This is a genomic window from Hymenobacter properus (assembly GCF_015694735.1).
In the GTDB taxonomy this organism is placed as follows: Bacteria; Bacteroidota; Bacteroidia; order Cytophagales; family Hymenobacteraceae; genus Hymenobacter; species Hymenobacter properus.
Genome location: NZ_JADQDP010000008.1, coordinates 49,035 through 67,408, shown reverse-complemented (window position 1 = coordinate 67,408; position 18,374 = coordinate 49,035). Strand labels below are relative to the sequence as shown.

Sequence of the window (18,374 nt, the reverse complement as noted above, 5' to 3'; positions counted from 1 at the left end):
ACCTGTCTAAACCTTAGTTTATTCACCCAGCGCAGCTATAACGCCACCTATCCAGGAGCCAATTGCCCGAGCCACGGACCTGTCCAAACCTTAGTTTATTCCGTTTGGCAACCCGCAGCAGCTGTTGAAACCGGCGGAGCAATGTGGATAACCCACCTGTCCAAACCTTACTTTTTACCTGTCCAGAACTTACTATTTGATGGCGAAAACCTGTCCAGAACTTAGCTTTTGCAACAGTAGTACCTGTCCGGAACTTAGCTTTTACCTGTCCAGAACTTAGCTTTTGGCCGTTTACTCCTTATAGTAAACTAGTATGTTCTTTTTAACTAATCAGTAAAAGACTACTATTTAGTCTGTCGACCAGGCGAAGGCATTTAGAACCGAAGGGATGTACTCCAACGGCACAAGGGGCGAAAGGGAAACAAATAACAAAGTTTAAAAAGGTAAAAAACAGAGATTGCACTTTTCTGCTTTTTTATACTATTATTACAGGTTGAGGACAGCGCCTTGTACTGCGAAGGTACTGGAATAAGTATCAGCTGCTCAGAGAATCATCAGCGGCCACAGTTTCCAGAGCAACGGCCACAGCAGCGTAGCCACTCAATAGCGTTCGGCTGACCGATTCCTGCCTCAAAACCGAAAAAACTAAGCCCTGGGTACCATTATGGTGATAGTGACCCGGAAAAGCGCTGAAAAGCTGCCTTAAAAATGAACAAGAGGGGAAAATCAATGCCTGTGCCAAGAGGTCAGGTTAAATCGTCATAATTTGACACTTTATTTTTAATAAAGTTGAATCATTAGTTAGGTGTGAAACTGCCTATTAAACGCAATTAAGGTACAAAATAACAGCTACTTAGCTAAGAGAATTAACCATACGCTGTTGTACTGCATTTACCAGTTTTATACTCTCAATACCTGGCAGATTTAGGTGCCCAGAGCGGAAACAACAGGGGCATTGAACACTAGCAGGGTGATTCAATCGACTAGGCCGTTTTCCTGAAGAGAATTGTGAGCAGGTAAAGACACACGGGCACGGAAACGCCCTTTTATTTAATCAATAATAGACACTTTAATTTAAACAAAATTGAAACATTAAAGCCTTGTTTTGCGTTTAATTAGTGTCCGCAACGCAGTAAAACAGCCTTTTGATTATGAGCACCAAACCCGAAGTCGTGGAAGAAGCTTACATCATTCTATCGCAATTAGGGGGCCGTCGCTTCCTCGTGATGACCGGGGCCGACAAGCTCATGGCCGCCGGCCGGACGGCCAGCAACCCCAACCCCTGGCTGCGAATGGACCTGCGCCGCAACCAGGCCCAGGTGAACCGGCTGAAAATTACCCTTATGCCGACCGACACCTACAAGGTGGAATTTTACCACCAGAAGCTGGTCGACTGGGAGCCGGTCATTACCAACCAGCAAACCTTTGAAATGGTGTACGGGGAGGACTTGCCGGCCCTGTTCACTTCGGTCACGGGCTACGATACCCACCTGTAGCCCCTGCCGGATGCGTGCCAGCGAAGCCCCCACCATCATCCACCCGGGCTGGAACCAGTACCGCAGCCGGGTTATCGCCGCCATTACCGACGTGGAAATGCTAATGCAGCAGCTCGGAAAAGGCCTCGACTGCGACGGCCTGACCGCCGAAGTGGCCGAGCGGCTCGGGCTGCGCATCGATACCCAGGCCGATTTCGACGTGCTCAATGCCCTGGTGCGGGCCGTACGCCCCATCGGCCGCGAAGCGCTGCGGGCCACCCGTGAGGACCAGGGCGGCCAATTTTCTCTCCTGCTACTTTAACCCCTATAGCATGCCCCAGCCCCCGGATTTAGTTGTTGGCGATGCCGTGTATTACGCCCGGGAGCCGGCCGTGGGCCTGATTTACACCACCTACGAGCGGGGCCGCCACGAGCGCCCCGGCGTGCAGCTGCTGCTCAGCGACGGCCGCGACCTAAGCGGCTTCAGCGCCGAGGAGGCTGACCAGTTTCTGCAGCTGCTGGGTGATACGGGCCTGCGCTACGAGTTTGTGAACGTGGGCCAGTTGGCCCGCGACTACCAGCGCGGCGTGTTCGGCCAGGCCTTTCACAATGCCCGGGTGCTGCTGCTCGCGCAGGAGCTGGCCAGCCCCGAGCCGCCTGTTGCGTAGCCATTTTCTCCCTTTTGTTCTTTTTGCAATGCCCCCGACCACTCAGCCGCCCCTGAATAGCCCCGTTTTCGCCCCGCAACTGGCTTATCTGGCCGTGGAGCAGCAACCGGCCGACGCTGCCGAAGCGCAGCGCCTGGAGGAGCTACGGCAGCTTATCGAGGCCGCGCCGGATACAACCGACCTACGCGGATTTGCCGAGGCCGCCCGTCAGCTACTGGGCCCCGGCTACCAGGTGCAATGCGGCAGCTCGCACGTCTGGATAAAGCGCGACGACCAGCCCGAGCGCTTGGCCATCGTGGCCGACCGCTACACCACCGCCTACCGCGACTGGAACAGCCCACTACCCACTTCGGGGCCGGAATAGCCGCTTATAAAAAGTGGTTTTTCAGTTCCGGCTTTGCCTTAACTTGCCTCTCCAACCCTGACCACGCCCCGATGTACAACTTTCCGAGCCTCACGAAAAAGGACTGGGTCACCGACTACGGCTTTCGCAAAGCCCTCGCGGCCGACCCGGGCACGATGAAGTTTGCCGGGCAGAACGTGGGGGCCGGCCGCCGCGACATTGTGGAATACTGGCAGCGGGAGAAAAGCCACTACCAGCTCTGGGAGCTGCTGCTTTATATGGGCAGCCACACCGTGCCGCAGACGGTGGCCTACTTCGACCTGCCACCCGACACGGACGAGTTCCTGCGCTGGGTCTACAACGACGTTTCCCATGAGCAGCGCGAGCAGGTGGAGGAGATGGTGCAGGGCTTTGCCAGCGGCTTCGACCAGATGAATTTCTTCCCCTACGCCGAGCTGTACGCTGTCTGGCAGCGGGCCGACGAGCGCCAAGCCCGCGATGGCAACGTGCTGGTCTACCTAGACCGCATCACCGAGCCGGATGGAGCGGAGATACTCCGCTACCAGGCGCCCAGCTTTTTTGAATAGCCGAACTACGGGGCGGTGGGGGCCGTAATGTTGCAAAAATTGACTAATCTTTGCTCGTGTTAGACCTCTTTGCGGCCCCGGCTATGCTCAAACCAAGTTCCTATAATTCGCTGGCCGAACTGATTCACGCCCTGGGCATGCGCAGCGACACGGCCCGGCACATCGGCATCTCGCATAACACTCTGAATGTGCGCATGGCCAAGCCCGGCAGCTTCACGCTGGACGAGCTGGTGAAAGTGGCCGAGCTGGCCAAGTCCGACCTGCTCACTATGACCAAACTGGCCCAGAAGCAGATGGACAACCCCGTGGAGCCGCCCGCCCCGGCGCTGGGCCGCCCGCGCTTCAAGAAGAACCAGACCGACGCCGGCTAGTGCCACCCCAGCTTATTCAGCTGGCATAGCGGCCCTGCGGCCACCTTCCCCTGATGGAATCCCTCCTTATTCGTCCTGAACAGCCCGCCGACGAGCCGGCTATTTCCCGGCTCACCGAGGTGGCCTTTGCGTCCGAGCCGCATTCGTCACACACCGAGCAGTTTATCATCGATGCTTTGCGCCGGCACCAGCAGCTCACAGTATCGCTCGTGGCCGTGGCGGCTGGCCAGGTGGTAGGCCACGTGGCGATTTCCCCGGTAGTCATTTCTTCTGGGGCAGTCGGATGGTATGGCCTGGGTCCCGTTGCGGTTGAGCCTGCCCGGCAGCAGCAGGGCATCGGCTCGCGGCTCATTCACGCGGCGCTCACCGAACTACGTCAGCGGGGCGCGGTGGGCTGCGTCGTGCTGGGCGAGCCGGGCTATTACGGCCGGTTCGGATTCCAGGCGGAGCCGACCCTCGTCTTACCCGGCGTGCCCCCGCCGTATTTTCAGGCCCTTACTTTCCAGGGAAACATTCCCGTGGGCACGGTGCGCTACCACGAGGCGTTTGAAGCAACGGCATAGCTAGCTTTTAGTCAACAAACGCCTAGCTTAGACATTAGCTGGACTACCATTCGTAGCCAGTTTCGGCACTTCACCGCCGACTTTTTACCACTCGTCCTTTTTTCTCCCCAGGGCTAATCGGGCTTGGTAGTTTCGCTGCGTACTATCTGCTCAGCATGAAGCTTATTATCGTCGAAAGTCCCAACAAGATTAAAAAAATCAAGGGCTACGCGGGGCCCGATTACGAGGTAGCCGCCTCGGTGGGCCACATTCGGGATTTGCCCGTGGGCGGGGGGTATATTGGCATTGACCGCGAGCACGGCCACGCCCTGAAGTATGTCGTCAGCGACGACAAGAAGGCCGTAGTAGCCAACCTCCGCCGCCTGGCCAAAGCCGCCGGCCCCCAGGGCGTGTACCTGGCCACCGACCCCGACCGGGAGGGCGAAGCCATTGCCTTTCACCTCTGCGAAGTGCTGGGTCTGGACCCGCGCACGACCAAGCGCATCGCCTTCCAGGAAATCACTGAAAAGGCTATCAAGGCCGCGCTGGCTGCGCCCACCACGGTGGACCTGCACCTGGTGCACGCTCAGGAAGGCCGCCGGGCGGTGGATAGGCTAGTGGGCTTCACCATCAGCCCGGTACTCAACCGCAAGCTGGCGGCGGGCCTCTCGGCGGGCCGGGTGCAGTCGGTGGCCGTGCGCCTGGTGGTGGAGCGGGAGCGCCAGATTCAGCAGTTCACCGACACGTTTACCGTGCCGGTGGTGGCCACCCTGCAAACCAGTCACGGCGAGCAGCTGCGCGCCCGCCGCACGGCCGCGCCCTTCGCCGCGCTCGACCAGGCGCAGGCCTACTTGTCGCAGGTCGGCCGCGGCGCAGATTTTGGGGTGCTGAGCGTAGAGAAGAAGCCGGTGGAACGGCAGCCCGCGCCGGCGTTTTCCACTTCGACGCTGCAGCAGGAAGGGGTGAAAAAGCTCCGATTCACCGTGCAGAAGGTGTCGGACCTGGCCCAGAAGCTTTTCGAGGGCGGCCACATCACCTACATCCGCACCGACAGCGTGAACCTAGGCGAGGAAGCTACCCAGCAGGCCCAGGCGCAGATTACGGCGCAGTTTGGGCCCGGCCAGTTCCAGGCCCGCCAGACCAAGAATAAGGACGGCGCGCAGGAAGCCCACGAGGCCATCCGCCCCACGCATTGGGAGCAGGCCCACGCCGGCGACACGCCCGACGAGCAGGCGCTCTACCGGCTGATATACACCCGTGCCCTGGCCTCGCAGATGCTGGCCGCGCAGTACGACCAGACCACCATAACCCTCGCGCCGGCGGCCGATGCCGCCGACACCTACACCAGTTCCACCCGCGTACTCACCCGCCCCGGCTACCTGGTCGTGTATCAGGATGCCGAGGAAGAAGGGGATGAGCCCGATGACGAAGCGGAAACGACGCTCAAACACCCGGTGCAGGAGGGGGAGGCGCTGACGCTGCTCAAGCTGGAGGCCCGCCAGAGCTTTGCCCGACCCGCCAAGCGCTACAACGAGGCCACCCTGGTCGCGGATTTGGAAAAGCAGGGCATTGGCCGGCCGAGCACTTACGCGTCCATCCTGCGCACCATCTTCGCCCGGAAGTACATCAGCACCGGCAGCGTCGCGGGCAAGAAGCTCACCGCGCAGGTCCTAGCCTGGCAAGGTGGCCAGCTGACCACCAGCCAGCGCAGCGAAACGCTGGGCGCCGATAAGGACAAACTGCTGCCCACGGCCACCGGTACCCAGGTCACGGAGTTTCTGGAGCGCAACTTCCCCAAGGTGATGGACTACAAGTTCACCGCTGGCTGCGAGGCCGTGTTCGACAAGATTGCCCGGGGCCAACAGACATACCAGCAGTTTGTGCCCATGTTCGACCAGAACCTGCTGGGCTGGGTGGCCGCCGCCGACCAGCTCACCCCAGACCGGGCCGAGCTGCAAAAGCGCCTCGTCGGCCACTTCGAAGGCACGGAGATGCTGCTGGGCACCGGCAAAAACGGCCCCTATATTCTGCACGCCGAGAAATACTACAACCTTCCCGAAGGTGTTAGCCCCGCGCAGCTGAGCGAAGCGCAGGCTCGGGACCTCATCAGCCAGCGCCGGGCGTCGGCCCCCCGCGAAGTGGGCCTGCACGAGGGCAAGCCGGTGGTGGTAGGGCAGGGGCCGAAAGGCGTTTACCTAAAGTGGCGCGAGCAGTATTTCAGCGTGCCGGCCGGCATAACCGCCGCGGCCGTTACCCCAGCGCTGGCCGTCAATTACCTCATTAAAGCCCAAGCGGAAGCCGCCAAAAACGTGCTGGCCACCGTGGGCAAATACACCATCGGCCGCAACGAGTGGGGTCTTTACGTCACCGACGGAGAGGTAAAAGCTAAGTTTAAGCCCGACTGTACGGAGGAGCAGGCCCGGGCCACCACGGCCGAGCAGGCCGCCGAAATGATTAAAAGCTACAAAGCATGGAAGAAGAAAAACGCGGGCCGGAAGTAGCGCCCCTGAGCTTTCCCGACCTGAGCCTGGCCCTGCCTTATCAGGACGCGCTGCACTACGCCCAGAGCCGGTTGAAAATGATTGCGCGGGGTGGGTTGCTACCGTTTTGCGAGGCGCACAAGTTTCCCTACACCACCATCATCAATCTGAAAAACGGCAATTTGAAGAAGGAGGAGCCCCGGTTGCTGCACCGGCTGTTACGGAGCCTCGACGTGCCGAACGAGCTGCTGCAGTTTCCCCCGAATAGCCCGAGTCAGCGGTTTTTGCTACCGGACGGGGAGGCGCTGGCCACCTTCCAGACTCAGATGGCTTATTTCAAACAGGCTTGTTGAAGCTGCTTACTATCCAGTATTACGGTTTTTGGACAAAAAACTAAGGCTCGCAGTCCGTTTCAACAAACGGACTGCGAGCCTTAAGAGTGAGATAACATTGAGACATTGGTGCTTGCTGACAGCGGCCGAAGCGGATTTTAATTAATCCGCTTCATTTGAAAAGGTCAGTTTATCCCACATTCTACGCCAGAATCCTTTGGGGGGCTTCACTGGTAGCAATGGCTCAGGAGCTACAATTACCTCATCAACAATGGCAGTTTCAACACTCTTGAACTGCTTCTTCTTGGCCAATAGGTCCCTGGTTCTGCCTGCGGCAATTTCTCCCGATGACCATTGGCCCGACCATTTGATTTTCCCGTGCTTTATCCAGTAATGTGACTGGCACGGAAAGCTCCAGTTTCCTATCGAAGGAGTAATGGAGATTGATTCGCCATCATAGATGAGCTTCCAGTCGGTCGGCGTCAGCGGAGTGATAACCTTGTTGCCGCAGCCACAGCAGCAATTGTGTGCTGCTGTGGCGTAGGTCATCGACACATAGAGCATACCATCCTCCAACACCTTGGGGATGAACTCTACAAATTCGTGGTTGAGGACGGCGCTCTTCATGCTGGCTGGTCCTCATTCTGCAAGATGTTGCCGTCGATAGTGTAGGTGCTATGCAGCTCGTGCTCCAAGTCCTGATAAAACCCGGCCATTTTCTTCCACTTTACCACCGCCAAAGCTCCGTTCAGGGCATTGAGGTCAGCGATTTGAATATTCTGCCGGTACTCATTGCCCTCGTCACCATCACCGAAGGAAATGCGCTGCTTGTCATGCACATGCGCGCGTTGCTGAGCGCTACTAGCTGTTACCCGCACAATACCACCCAAAGAGTTGGTTTTCTCATTCAGGTAAATGCCCATACCCACATCAATAAAGGGAATGGCGAATGCTTCCAAAGCCGCGACGATTGCCCGCTTTGCACTACCCTTATCGAGGCACAAGAATACGAAGTTCATGCTCCGCAGCTGCTCGACATTGGTGGCATCCAGGTAGCCGTCATGCGGGAAAATGTGACGGTGCATGTTGCCATACAAGCTCGCAAAGTAGTTGACTTTTTGTGGCTTGCCTTGTAGTGCCGCCACCGACGGAGCCCCTGGTGAGCGAAACGCATTGTGTTGAGAAAATACGTCGCCGTCGAACAGATGAATCTGCTGCACCGGTGTTTTGGCCACTAAGTCCAATACATAGGTTCCCGTGCCACCCAGGCCCACGATGGCTACTTTACCTGACGCTAGCTTATCGGTAACCATCGAAATCCGCGCCCTGGTGGAGGCCGTGTCGTAGTAATGGAAAACCGACTCGTCGGTCGTTGGCTCAATCACTGGGAATGACTTGGCGGTGACGGAAGAGTCGAGCGCCTCAGCCGCACTCGCAATAATGGCAACGTACGTTGTCACTAACTGGTAGTAATCCGAGTAGCCCGCTTGAAGAGGAAAGGGCTTGCTGGAAAACGTATGGTCAACCAGTACCCCAGCAGCCAATGGCTGCTGGGGCTGGCTTCCGATGACGAGCTTGCTCAATGGATTGCCATCCTTGTCACAAGGATATCCACCCGTGAAATAAGCCACGTGCGTCGCCGGTTTCGTGGCGATATTCCCTGCCATTGATAAGTGCGTTACCAATGTTCCGAAGCCAATTGCTCGGCTCGAATTCACGTACGGAATGCCTTTGACGAGTAGGAAACCAGCTCTGATTTCCACGTCATAGCCTTCGTTTCGAAGGCGCTGCAGGTCGGGGCTAAGACTTATCAGTTGCTGTTGCATTGAAAATCATTCCGTCTTTAACCTTAACAACATCTCCTTCTACCAGGCTGCCCTCCGGCTTATTGCCGTGGCCCCTGCGGTAAGTAAGCGTGTAGCTCACGTTCGGCCCGCTGGCCAGTTCGGCCAATGCGATGATTTCTCGGAACGTCATTTCCTCCTTCGCCACCACATGCGGAGTTCCGTTTACGATAATGGTGATGTCTTTAGGACCTCCATTGCCGTTGCCATTGTTGCCACTGCCCGGATTGCCGTTCCCAGGATTTTCACCAGAATTGCCATTACCGGCACCACTGCTGCCAGAGTTACCTGCCCCGGAGTTGCCGTTGCCGGAATTTCCGTTACCTGGGTTTGCACCCGAATCGCCGTTTCCTGCGCCGCTGTTGCCTGGGGCACCGCCCCCGTTACCGGGGTTGCCACCATTGCCATTGCCCGGATTTTCACCGGCGTTTCCGTTGCCGGCCCCACCGCTGTTGCCAGCGCCAGCGTTGCCGTTACCGGGGTTAGAATTTCCAGCCCCCGCGTTTCCATTGCCGGAATTGCCGTTGCCATTATTACCGTTGCCGGCAGCGTTTCCCGCGTTACCGTTGGCGGGGGTGTTGTTTTTGGTTTCGGGCTCTTTATTCGAGCCTTTGTTACTAGTGTCCATGTTACTGGAATATTGGTTTTAGGTGTGTGAAAGTGACAGGCGCAGGCCGGCATAATTCAATCTTGGTTTGCTGCGAAAACTGCATGAGCAGCCCCGTTCTCCATTCGCCGGATGGGCAAAAGGCAGCAAGCGGAGGTGCGCCTCGCTAGTAGTAGCGAGGCGCATTCCAACCAGAAAATGAATTAGCCTTTCGAGGATTCGGGGTCGTTGCCGTAGCTGTTTTTCTCCCGAATCTGGCCGTTGCGCCCATGAATGAGCAGTTCGCTGCCCCGATTAATCGCCATTTGGCGGCCGATGGCTGCCGCGGCAGCCTGGGTAGGAACAATGGTGGCCGCGCGCTCGGCGCCGGCCGTCTTGACTGCCCAGCCAGTAGGCCGGGAGACGATGTGGACGTTTTTGCCCATGGTCGTGGTAATTGGGTAAGCTTGTGACCTCAAACCGTGAGGCCGACCGAGCCGGAAAACCACGCACTCATTCGCCGCTAATAAAAAAGCAGCTACTTTCGCACAGAATTTTTCCTGTAAGCAGTGTGACCCGGTGGCTAACTCCAGGTCCACTCGGAAGAGCGCGGCACGGTACGGGGCTCAATTCGTTACATGCTCGCTTCTCGGTTCCTAAGCGGCCGTCACCTAGTGGCGGCTGCTTTTTGGTTTTAAAGACACTCCTACATTATCGATATAAGCTTAGTGGTGAGGGATTTTAGTCGCCGCACATAGTTGAAAGGCGTATTTTTGGTAGTCAATCAGGTTGCGGTCGGCTTCGTTCTTCTTCCACGCTTCTTCTTGGTGGCTCAGGTCAATCAAGTCGTTGGTTTTAAGCCGGCCGAGGTAAGTGGCAACTGCATCAAGCGTTTCCCACTCGGCATCGGTTAGTAATTCTTTTTCACGCTTCTTGAGAGGCTCGTACACAACCACGGGCTCGTTGGTGTCGGAGCGTCGTTTGGTGTGGTCAAGGTCCTGGCTGAGGTAGCCTTCGTCAATCAGCATACCCAGCTGCATCTGGTACTCCTGCGGTACGGGGCCGTAGGTGATGGCCTTGTACTTGTTGCCGGAGATGGAGCAGCCGGTGCGGCTGAAATGCAGAAAATCAGCGTAGAACAGCAGTTTCATCAGGCGCACCGTGAACACGTGGTCCAGGTGGTTGTAGAAGTAGAGCACCATCTGCGCAAACTTGTCGAAGCGCGGCACCGCGAAGCCGGTCAGGGCCGAGGGTATCTCATCTTGGTTCCAGAGGTTGCGCTGCAACAGCTTGGAAATGATAAAACCGGTGGTGGCCTTCTGCTCACGCTTTAGCTCCTCGGTCCGTTTGATGAGGCGCTCGTATTCGTTGGGCTTCAACTCATTCTGCTTGTCCTGTACCAACTGACAGAAGATGCCTGGGTCGCGGGCCAGGCGCAGGTGCGCAGCGTTCGAGGTACTGGGTATTTCTCCGTCCTCATACTGCCGGTACTGATTGGTCCCGAAGTCCATCAGCATCGACATTTTGCTGGCGCTTAGGTCATATTGCTGACGTAATTGCCGTATCTGCTCCGGAAAAAGAATGCGGTGCTCCGCGCGGTACTGGTTGTAAATCTGCGTGATGTTCAGGTTCTCAACTTCGGCCGTGTGGTACTGCTTATGCGTTTTTTTGCATTCGTAGAAGTGCTTGGTGTAGGTAAACGATTCTTTGCGGAAAATTTCCGTAGCGGTTTCAGTCCGCAGCAATGCCGGGCCCGTGGGGCTGTCTATTTGCTGGGGTATCATGGTTTGCGTTTCGGGGCAAGCTGGCGCAGGGGGTACGTCATGGGGCGTTCTGATACGCTGTAGGCGATGCAGGCATACGGGTGGTGAATGGGACCCAGCGATACTTCGACGCGCAGCTCCGACGTGTAGATGTTACGCCCGAACACCCAGAGGGGCGGCATATCATCGGCGACGGGTGTGGGTCCTTGCACAAAGTCGGTGGGTTCGAGGGCGAGCAGGTGCTCGGTGAGGTTATGGTTGGTGAAACCCAATTTACACAGGGCTTTTAATCCTTTGCAAACGGGGGCAGTACAGAAGAATACCAGAGGCGTTACCAGCCGGGCTTTGAACTCGGTCAGAAAGATGCCTGCACTCGTAACGGCAGATGTTGCGGTAAAGTTCTTCAAAGGTAGTAAAGTCTGCCGAAATTCAACTTTAAAGTTGAACTAACGAAATTGAAGGAAAGGATTCAGTGGCTATATCTCCCGTAGGGTATTCAGGAAGTCATCCAGCTTGTAAGCCCCGTCCACCACGCGGCGCTCGTACACCATGAAGTAGCGGAAGGCGTTGCCGGCTTTTTGGGCCCAGGTGGCCCCGAGCTTGATTTTCTGCTCCGCGTCGAGGTGGTCGCCCTTGGTTTCCACCACCAACGTTTTGCCGCTTTTCGTCTGGATGATGAAATCGGGGTAGTGATTGAGGAAGCCGTTGATGCGGAAGCCTTTGCCACGCTCGGGGTTGCGGGTCCAGAAGGCAATATTGGGCAGGTTGGCTATTTCGTTGATGACCTTTTCCTCGAAGCCGTTGATTTTTCCCTCTTGTTCATACAGCGACTTGGTGATGTCCTTGCTGGTGTCACCGGGCGAAATCTGGGTGGGGAAGACGTAGGCGGGCTGAATGAAAGCCTTATCCTGGTCGAGGAAGTTGCGGAACTGCTTGTAGGCATACTCCTCCGACAGCAGCTTAATCTTGTCCTTGATTTTGCCGGTGTAGGTGTACTCGTGGTTGGCGAAGTCGGTGAACTGCTCGTCGGTGAAGTCTTCCAGAATGCGCTTCACGTAGCGCTCAATCTCCTTGTCGGCAATGGGGTAGAGGTTGCCGATGAGGTCGAGGATGCGGCGCGTGAAGTTCTTCACGCGGCTGTCCTTACGGGCCGGGTCCAGGATGAAGGCCATGATGCGCTCCTTGGCGTCGCCATCGATGCGGGCGAAGCTGGGCGTGGCTTCCTTCTTGGTTTCGTCGAGGTCCACTTTGTACAGCTCGGCCGACACGCCGTCAAACTTGATGTTGGTATCGGCCTTGCCCAATGGGAAGCCTTCGAGCAGGTATTCCTTTTCCAGCAGCACGGCCTGGCCGCTTTCGCCAGTGTCGAAGAGTGTAGCGGTGGGCTTCTTCCAGAAGAACTGCGGCAGCACCAGGGCGGCGGCCTGCTCGCGGAATATTTCCTTGATGGGGTAGGTCTTCACGAGCGATTGGAGCACGGTGGGCAGAGGCGTGGCCCCGCCGGCAGTGCTGGCGGCCACGGTTTTCTCAAACTCGGCCTGTTGAGCCAGGGCGGCTTCGGCAATGGCCTGCACCGAGCCCACGGTGGCCGGCATGCTGGCCAACGGGTCGGCCACCGACACGGCCGCGGCGGCTTCGTCAGTGGCGGGCGCGAGCGGCGCAATGCGGCTGGTGTCAATGTCGCCCAGGTCGTCCGCCGCCGGGCTAGGCGCAGGCGCGTCAAAGTTGAGCGGGGCCTGCACGAAAGTGGCCAGAGGGTCGGGCGCGGCCAGGGTGGCGGCATCGGCCACTTTGTAGTCGCGGGCGCTGAAACCGGCTTTGTTGAGTCCCACTACAATTTTGGCCAGCGTTTCCATAAACTTGCTGGAGGCCGTCAGCACGTAGCTCATGTTGAGCATGGGCGCGGCGTGCGGGGCCACGTAGGGCTGGCGCAACACCCGGCCCAGAATCTGCTCCACGTCCACGTCCGACGACTTATCGGCCAGCGAAGCCAGAATGTAGGCAAACGGCGCGTCCCAGCCTTCTTTCAGGGCGTTCACCGTGATGATGTAGCGCACTTCGCACTTGGGCGAAGCCAGGTCTTCATTCTTCAGCTCGTTGAGCCCTGCCGTTTTGATGCGGATATGGCTTTCGGGGATTTTTAGGTCGAGGAGCTTCTTTTTCAGCAGCTCGAAGGTGGTGTTGTCGTCGGCCGTTTTGGGCTGGGCCTGAAACAGCACGATGGGCCGGATGTAGCGCCCGCCAGCTTTCTGCTCCTGCTTGGCCTGCAGCTCCAGGTTGCGTTGCAGCTGCAGGGCCGAGTTGATGACTTCCGTCCGGTCGTTGTGGTTGTATACGATGACGGGCAGCTTCACCATGTGCTCCTTTTTGAGCGCCAGCGCGTCCACGAAGCTGATGATGTTGCTGTTTTTGCGCGGCGTGGCCGTCAGGTCGAGGATGAACGAGGGGTTGAGGTTCTTGAGCATATCCACGCTCAGGTCGCTTTCCGCGTTGTGGCTCTCGTCCACCACCACCACCGGGTTCAGGGCCTGAATCACGCTCATGAGGGTAATGTCCTCATCGTCGCCCAGCAGCGTGCCGAAGGACTGCAGGTTGCCGTTTTCCTGGTACACCTTGCGGTCTTCCTTGTTTTTGGCCCGCAGGCTGTCGAAGCTCAGCACCACCAGGCTCAGTTGCTCCTGCACGCTACTGGCCGAAAAGCCGCTGCCTTGCAGCAGGGCCGCTTTGTCGTACACCTCCACGCGGCCGGCGAAGTGGGTGTTGATTTTCTGCCGGTAGGGATGGCCGGGGTCTTTCAGGTTGCGCAGCGTCTGGTCGAGGATGGTGATGGAGGGCACCAGCCACACCACGGCCTTGGGCCGGCCCACCGGGAAGGCCGCGAAAATGGTGCGCAGCGCATTGGCTGCCAGGAAGGTTTTGCCGCCGGCCGTGGGCACCTTGATGGTAACGTGCGGCACGCCCGGCACCGTGTTTTTGTAGGGCTCGATGGCCGTGCCCGGAAACGGCTGCAAGGGCGTGCGCGGGTGCGCGGCCCAGAAGTCGTGGAAGGCATCGGGCAGGTTTTTGGTGGCCTGCACGCAGTCGAGAAAACGGGTGAGGTCCGTGATAACCTCTTGCTGGTAGGGTTTGAGCTCCATAGGAGTTGGGGTGGGGCCGGGAGCTAGAAGCGCGAAATGTCGCGAGGAATTTTCTTGAAAATGATGCCGTGCTGGGTCAGGAACTCGGCTGGCAGCAGGCAGTTATCGGCGTAGATGATGTACTGCCCGGCGCGGGTGCGCATGGTGGCCAGGAAGTCGTGGCTCAGCGTGGTCACGGCGTCGGGCTCGTAGTGGAAGTAGTAGGCCGTATCGTCGTGCAGGGCCAGAAACGCCGCGTTGTCGGCTTCGGCCTCGGCTAGGGGGGGTAGGGCCTGCTTGGTTTCGGCGTAGTAGATGTACTGGCGCAGGCCCGGCAGGCCGGCCCGCTCGTTCAGCTCGCCGCCGTCGGTAAACACCGGCTCGCCCAGCGTGAGGTAGTCGAAGCTGCCGCCGGTGCCGGGCTGGCCGGCGAAGCCCTGCATCACGCGCTTCACCCGCTCCGCCGTGACGTGCTCGGCGTAATCTTCCATCTCTATTAGGATGACTTTGCGGTTGCCACCGTCTTCTTTATTTAGATTCAGTACCGCATGTGCAGTAGCGCCAGAGCCAGCAAAAGAATCGAGAATGATAGAATCTTTATCGGAGGCTACTTGCAAAACCCTTTCGATAAGCTGCCATGGCTTAGGCGTTTCAAATGCAGCACGGCCACCGAAGATTTGCTTCAACTCGACCTTAGCAGCCTCATTAGTTGATACTTCGCTTGCAAACCAAATTGTCTCCGGTACTAGGCCTCTCTCTTTGGCATTCAGATAAGTTTTAATCCGAGGCACGTTGTTGCCACTCTCGCCAAACCATATCCGCTTATCCTTTATGGCCTCATTCATTACCTCTTCAGTGTATACCCAGCACCGGCCACTTTGCACTTCGTGCTTCTTGCCATTAGGGGCAACCAAGGTATAAAATTGGCTCTGGGTTGCATGACCGGCTTGCGCAGTGGCAGGGTCTGACTTCCAATCGCCTCTTGGGTCGTTATCGGGATTTTTATAGCGGGAAAGTGCTTCTGTAGACATCGTAAGCAGCTTCAAGTTGGAACCTTGAGCGGTACTGCTTTTCCGATAAGCGACAATGTAATCGTGTCGGTAGGAGACTTCTTTTCTGTTTTCTCGATTCGTGCGCTTCTCCCAAATGAACGTGGCAATATGATTCCTGTCACCGAATATTTCACTCAGCACCAAGCATAATGCAGCGAGTTCATTGTCATCGATAGAGACGAAAATAGCGCCATCTTCCGCCAGCAGCTTGTGCAGCAGTTTGAGGCGCGGGAACATCATGCAGAGCCATTTATCGTGGCGGGAAAGGTCTTCGCCTTCCTTGCCCACTACTTGATGAAGCCACTTCTTGAATTTAGGGTCGTTGACGTTGTCGTTGTACACCCAGCCTTCTTCGCCGGTATTGTAGGGCGGGTCGATGTAGATGCACTTCACCCGGCCCTCGTACTGGGGCAGCAGGGCTTTCAGGGCTTCGAGGTTGTCGCCGTGGATAATCTGGTTGCCGCTGCCGGTAGGCTCGGGGGTTTGGGTGCCGTCGGCCAGGGCCCCGTACTGGTGGTCGAGGAGGCGAAACGGAACGTCCTGGTGGTGGTTGATGACTTTGTCTTTACCAATCCAGTGGAGGGTGGGCATGCGGCGAGCGTAAGGGAAGTGAGGCAAAGAAAGCCGCCCGAAGCCGGGTGCTGGTCGTTGCGAATGCGGGGGCGGACGGTGGCCACGTTCACGTGGCCAGGGTAGGGCTATGTGCGCAGCTGCTTGCGGCGGATGTCGAGGTCTTTTTTCATCACAGCGTTCAGCTTGTGCATCTCATCATTCAGCAGTGGCCGCAGCTCCCGAGCCTTTTCCTGGTGCGGAAAATCCTGCGTCGATACCATGGCATAGCCCGTATCACCAATTTTGGCGGGCAAGCCTTGGCGGTATTCTGACGACCAGGCCGATAGGGCATCGCTGGCCGTTTGCAGGTGCTCCAGTACCTCCTCGGGCGCTTTCAGCATGGCCCGCGATAGCAACGGCGACATGGCCCGATAATGCTCGTCGTAGTTCAGCCGTGATTCGGTGTAGCGAATGCCTTCGTGCAGCATTTCCAGTAGGCTCACATAAAAGTCCTCCATGGAATTGTAGTTCTGCAGCAGCAGGTCCTGCCGAAACTTGCTCCGCTCGCGCCGCCCGCCCAGCATCCAGCTGAGTATGGCCACGACCACGCCAAACAAACCCGCCAGCACCGCCGGCGCAAGCTGCACGGCCGTTTTCAATTCTTCCTTGCTCCACATACTGGCCTACGATGCAGCGGCCGGCTAGCGGAAGCGCATTTGCTTGTTGAGGTCGTAGTATTCCAGGAAGATGTCGTAGGCGCTGCCGCCCCGGTCGGCCCAGGCCTGCGTTTTCACGTAGGCCGCCCGCGCCAGCGAGGGCTTGGCCTGCCGGCTGTCGGCCCCGATGGTGCCGCCGCCCGCGGGGCGGTCCACGCCGTCGCGCAGCAGCAAGTTTTTCTCGTCGTACACCATCTGGCGCAGGTCCTTGTTTTCCTCGCCGCGCGGCAGCCCCTGCATCAGCAGGCGGCGAATGGCGTAGTTCAGGTCGTAGGATTCCTTCTGGTTGTGCTGGTCGCCGGCAAACTCGGCCCCAAACGGCTCATCCTGCCCCTCTTCCTCTGGCGAGAAAGCAAAAGCTCCCTGCCGGCCCTCCGCTTCCTCCTGCGCGTCATCGGACAAGCGCTTGAGCCGGGCCAGAAAGTCCAACTCCTGCGCGTCGCTTTCCTGCTTTTCGGAATCGTGCGGCTGATTTTCGTCGAACTCGTCTTCGTTCGGGAGGTCGTAATTGTCTTTCATAGGTCAGCTAAGCAACGGGTTGCGGGGTGTTTTGGGAGGTAGGAGCCAGGATGGTGCGCACGGCGTCACCTTCGGCCGCCAGCGACGTGTCGAGCGTCAGCCAGGGCGCGCGGCTCAGGCCGGCGGTGCACACGTCGGATTTGGGCATGAACCGGCTGTAAAACTGCCACCCCGTCTTGTCCTGCTTCTCGCTTAGCTCCATAGCGTAGCGGTAGTAGATGATGGAGGGGTGCACGTTGTTCTGCGCCGCGTAGCTGTTCACGAACGTCTCGACGTTGATATAATTCTTGATGTACTCGTACTTCTGCCGCGGCAGCAGCAGCTCGTCGGCAAACTGGTTGGCTTGCTCTTCCAGTAGAAACAGGTCTTCTACCCCTTCCGTCAGGTGGTACTTAATAACCGCCAGCTTATCAAGGTGAAACAGCACGTGGCCCAGCTCGTGTAGCAGCGTAAACCAGAGCCGGGGGTAGCTCTTGAAGTGGTCCGTGATGACGATGCAGGGCTTTTTGTTGATGATAAACGTGCCACCCTGCACGGCCGTGCTGGGCAGCGCCTTCTGCATAATCACCGTCACACCCGCCTCGTACAGCGCCCGCATCACGGTAAGCATACCGCCCCGTTCCTGCCGGGTATAGCGCCGAATCTGCGTCACCAGCTTTTCCACCTGCCGCATATCAAACGGGTTCGGGTTCTGCACGCGCTGGAATTGCTGCACGGCCGACATAATCCAGAAGGCCTTCATCTTGTCCTCCACCCGCGTGTTGGACTTGTGGTAGAGCACGGCCGCCATCTCGGTGCCGTACTCATACAAGGAGTTCAGCCCGAAGTAGTGGGTTATCCTGTCCCGGATGTGCCCGTAGTCCAGCGACTCGATGAAGCCGAGCTTACGCAGGCGCGCCACGTCGAAGTTCCGCACGATGAATGAAGCCTCCTTCACCCGCTCCACCGTCTTGTAGTCCTCGGCCGGCATCACCGAAGCAGCCACCAGCTTCATAACCTGCTCAATGCTCACGTCGAGAAAGTGCGCCAGCTTCAGGGCCGTCAGCACGTCCAGCTTTTGTAGCGCGCCCGTTATCAGGCGCTCATACGAGGTGCGCGTCATGCTCAGAATCTCGCTGGCTGCTTTCGTCGACAGCCCCAGCTCCTCGCGGCGGCGCTCAATCAGGCTCGCCAAAGAAGGGGCATCGGACGATGCCAGCAGCTTGAGCACCTCATCCATCAAATCGGATGGGAGGTCGGGGCCATTTGCAAAGTTGTCGCTCATAGGGAATGCCAATTCTTTTGGCAAATATAACACGTTGTACAAAATTGTACAACCTTCGCCGAAGACTATTTTTCGGCCTGTTATTCCCACTACATGCGCAACAGCCTTGCTATCTGTTGGTAAAAAGTAAAATTAAGCGGGCGGCAGTTGATTACTTTCAGAGA

General features: G+C 57.8%; 20 protein-coding genes. 9 read left to right on the top strand and 11 right to left on the bottom strand.

What is annotated here, in order from left to right; genetic code table 11:
• Window positions 1-1,151: 1,151 nt before the first annotated feature.
• The 9 genes from I2I01_RS22335 (at window position 1,152) to I2I01_RS22295 (ending at window position 6,819) form a co-directional block, all read left to right on the top strand.
• On the top strand, window positions 1,152-1,496 hold the full coding sequence (locus I2I01_RS22335) for a hypothetical protein (protein WP_196288756.1): 345 nt from the start codon (window positions 1,152-1,154) through the stop codon (window positions 1,494-1,496).
• Between the two features lie 10 nt (window positions 1,497-1,506).
• Window positions 1,507-1,797 carry a hypothetical protein gene (locus tag I2I01_RS22330; RefSeq protein WP_196288755.1) on the top strand — a complete coding sequence of 97 codons (291 nt, stop codon included), beginning with the start codon at window positions 1,507-1,509 and terminating at the stop codon, window positions 1,795-1,797.
• 10 nt (window positions 1,798-1,807) lie between these two features.
• Complete coding sequence (locus I2I01_RS22325) at window positions 1,808-2,143, top strand: hypothetical protein (protein ID WP_196288754.1); 336 nt, start codon at window positions 1,808-1,810, stop codon at window positions 2,141-2,143.
• A gap of 28 nt (window positions 2,144-2,171) precedes the next feature.
• Window positions 2,172-2,507, top strand: coding sequence for a hypothetical protein (locus I2I01_RS22320; RefSeq protein ID WP_196288753.1), 336 nt, complete (start codon window positions 2,172-2,174; stop codon window positions 2,505-2,507).
• A gap of 71 nt (window positions 2,508-2,578) precedes the next feature.
• Complete coding sequence (locus tag I2I01_RS22315; RefSeq protein WP_196288752.1) at window positions 2,579-3,073, top strand: hypothetical protein; 495 nt, start codon at window positions 2,579-2,581, stop codon at window positions 3,071-3,073.
• Between the two features lie 56 nt (window positions 3,074-3,129).
• The gene (locus I2I01_RS22310) at window positions 3,130-3,444 is read left to right on the top strand and encodes a hypothetical protein (protein ID WP_196288751.1); all 315 of its coding nucleotides are present in this window, start codon (window positions 3,130-3,132) and stop codon (window positions 3,442-3,444) included.
• Window positions 3,445-3,497: 53 nt separating this feature from the next.
• On the top strand, window positions 3,498-4,007 hold the full coding sequence (locus I2I01_RS22305) for a GNAT family N-acetyltransferase (protein ID WP_196288750.1): 510 nt from the start codon (window positions 3,498-3,500) through the stop codon (window positions 4,005-4,007).
• A 155-nt stretch (window positions 4,008-4,162) separates the two neighbouring features.
• Window positions 4,163-6,487, top strand: coding sequence for a type I DNA topoisomerase (gene topA, locus I2I01_RS22300; protein ID WP_196288749.1), 2,325 nt, complete (start codon window positions 4,163-4,165; stop codon window positions 6,485-6,487).
• Window positions 6,457-6,819, top strand: a complete 363-nt coding sequence (locus tag I2I01_RS22295; RefSeq protein WP_196288748.1) for a hypothetical protein — start codon at window positions 6,457-6,459, stop codon at window positions 6,817-6,819. The genes topA and I2I01_RS22295 overlap by 31 nt, the downstream gene beginning before the upstream one ends.
• A 141-nt stretch (window positions 6,820-6,960) precedes the next feature.
• On the opposite strand, the gene I2I01_RS22290 is transcribed toward I2I01_RS22295, so the two are convergent.
• From I2I01_RS22290 to I2I01_RS22240, 11 genes are all read right to left on the bottom strand, one after another.
• The gene (locus I2I01_RS22290; RefSeq protein ID WP_196288747.1) at window positions 6,961-7,425 is read right to left on the bottom strand and encodes a DUF6527 family protein; all 465 of its coding nucleotides are present in this window, start codon (window positions 7,423-7,425) and stop codon (window positions 6,961-6,963) included.
• Window positions 7,422-8,624, bottom strand: a complete 1,203-nt coding sequence (locus I2I01_RS22285) for a ThiF family adenylyltransferase (RefSeq protein ID WP_196288746.1) — start codon at window positions 8,622-8,624, stop codon at window positions 7,422-7,424. Before I2I01_RS22285 ends, I2I01_RS22290 begins: the two co-directional genes overlap by 4 nt.
• Entirely contained in the window at window positions 8,599-9,270 is a 672-nt protein-coding gene (locus I2I01_RS22280) for a multiubiquitin domain-containing protein (protein ID WP_196288745.1), read from the bottom strand. The genes I2I01_RS22285 and I2I01_RS22280 overlap by 26 nt, the downstream gene beginning before the upstream one ends.
• A gap of 182 nt (window positions 9,271-9,452) precedes the next feature.
• Window positions 9,453-9,674, bottom strand: coding sequence for a DUF2188 domain-containing protein (locus I2I01_RS22275; protein ID WP_196288744.1), 222 nt, complete (start codon window positions 9,672-9,674; stop codon window positions 9,453-9,455).
• A 279-nt stretch (window positions 9,675-9,953) separates the two neighbouring features.
• Window positions 9,954-11,012, bottom strand: coding sequence for a type II toxin-antitoxin system antitoxin SocA domain-containing protein (locus tag I2I01_RS22270; RefSeq protein WP_196288743.1), 1,059 nt, complete (start codon window positions 11,010-11,012; stop codon window positions 9,954-9,956).
• Complete coding sequence (locus tag I2I01_RS22265; RefSeq protein ID WP_196288742.1) at window positions 11,009-11,263, bottom strand: hypothetical protein; 255 nt, start codon at window positions 11,261-11,263, stop codon at window positions 11,009-11,011. Before I2I01_RS22265 ends, I2I01_RS22270 begins: the two co-directional genes overlap by 4 nt.
• Before the next feature lie 204 nt (window positions 11,264-11,467).
• Window positions 11,468-14,128: a DEAD/DEAH box helicase gene (locus I2I01_RS22260; RefSeq protein ID WP_196288741.1), complete on the bottom strand. Its 2,661-nt coding sequence runs from the start codon at window positions 14,126-14,128 to the stop codon at window positions 11,468-11,470.
• Window positions 14,129-14,151: 23 nt separating this feature from the next.
• On the bottom strand, window positions 14,152-15,750 hold the full coding sequence (locus I2I01_RS22255; protein ID WP_196288740.1) for a site-specific DNA-methyltransferase: 1,599 nt from the start codon (window positions 15,748-15,750) through the stop codon (window positions 14,152-14,154).
• Between the two features lie 107 nt (window positions 15,751-15,857).
• Window positions 15,858-16,388: a hypothetical protein gene (locus I2I01_RS22250; RefSeq protein WP_196288739.1), complete on the bottom strand. Its 531-nt coding sequence runs from the start codon at window positions 16,386-16,388 to the stop codon at window positions 15,858-15,860.
• Window positions 16,389-16,412: 24 nt separating this feature from the next.
• Window positions 16,413-16,946, bottom strand: coding sequence for a hypothetical protein (locus I2I01_RS22245; protein WP_196288738.1), 534 nt, complete (start codon window positions 16,944-16,946; stop codon window positions 16,413-16,415).
• A 7-nt stretch (window positions 16,947-16,953) separates the two neighbouring features.
• Window positions 16,954-18,210, bottom strand: a complete 1,257-nt coding sequence (locus I2I01_RS22240) for an ImmA/IrrE family metallo-endopeptidase (protein WP_196288737.1) — start codon at window positions 18,208-18,210, stop codon at window positions 16,954-16,956.
• Window positions 18,211-18,374: the final 164 nt, after the last annotated feature.

Bases quoted from the DNA above. Each gene is read 5' to 3' on its own strand.
- I2I01_RS22335 (WP_196288756.1), top strand. From the start codon at position 1,152: ATGAGCACCAAACCCGAAGTCGTGGAAGAAGCTTACATCATTCTATCG.
- I2I01_RS22330 (WP_196288755.1), top strand. From the start codon at position 1,507: ATGCGTGCCAGCGAAGCCCCCACCATCATCCACCCGGGCTGGAACCAG.
- I2I01_RS22325 (WP_196288754.1), top strand. From the start codon at position 1,808: ATGCCCCAGCCCCCGGATTTAGTTGTTGGCGATGCCGTGTATTACGCC.
- I2I01_RS22320 (WP_196288753.1), top strand. From the start codon at position 2,172: ATGCCCCCGACCACTCAGCCGCCCCTGAATAGCCCCGTTTTCGCCCCG.
- I2I01_RS22315 (WP_196288752.1), top strand. From the start codon at position 2,579: ATGTACAACTTTCCGAGCCTCACGAAAAAGGACTGGGTCACCGACTAC.
- I2I01_RS22305 (WP_196288750.1), top strand. From the start codon at position 3,498: ATGGAATCCCTCCTTATTCGTCCTGAACAGCCCGCCGACGAGCCGGCT.
- topA (WP_196288749.1), top strand. From the start codon at position 4,163: ATGAAGCTTATTATCGTCGAAAGTCCCAACAAGATTAAAAAAATCAAG.
- I2I01_RS22295 (WP_196288748.1), top strand. From the start codon at position 6,457: ATGGAAGAAGAAAAACGCGGGCCGGAAGTAGCGCCCCTGAGCTTTCCC.
- I2I01_RS22290 (WP_196288747.1), bottom strand. From the start codon at position 7,425: ATGAAGAGCGCCGTCCTCAACCACGAATTTGTAGAGTTCATCCCCAAG.
- I2I01_RS22285 (WP_196288746.1), bottom strand. From the start codon at position 8,624: ATGCAACAGCAACTGATAAGTCTTAGCCCCGACCTGCAGCGCCTTCGA.
- I2I01_RS22280 (WP_196288745.1), bottom strand. From the start codon at position 9,270: ATGGACACTAGTAACAAAGGCTCGAATAAAGAGCCCGAAACCAAAAAC.
- I2I01_RS22275 (WP_196288744.1), bottom strand. From the start codon at position 9,674: ATGGGCAAAAACGTCCACATCGTCTCCCGGCCTACTGGCTGGGCAGTC.
- I2I01_RS22270 (WP_196288743.1), bottom strand. From the start codon at position 11,012: ATGATACCCCAGCAAATAGACAGCCCCACGGGCCCGGCATTGCTGCGG.
- I2I01_RS22260 (WP_196288741.1), bottom strand. From the start codon at position 14,128: ATGGAGCTCAAACCCTACCAGCAAGAGGTTATCACGGACCTCACCCGT.
- I2I01_RS22255 (WP_196288740.1), bottom strand. From the start codon at position 15,750: ATGCCCACCCTCCACTGGATTGGTAAAGACAAAGTCATCAACCACCAC.
- I2I01_RS22250 (WP_196288739.1), bottom strand. From the start codon at position 16,388: ATGTGGAGCAAGGAAGAATTGAAAACGGCCGTGCAGCTTGCGCCGGCG.
- I2I01_RS22245 (WP_196288738.1), bottom strand. From the start codon at position 16,946: ATGAAAGACAATTACGACCTCCCGAACGAAGACGAGTTCGACGAAAAT.
- I2I01_RS22240 (WP_196288737.1), bottom strand. From the start codon at position 18,210: ATGAGCGACAACTTTGCAAATGGCCCCGACCTCCCATCCGATTTGATG.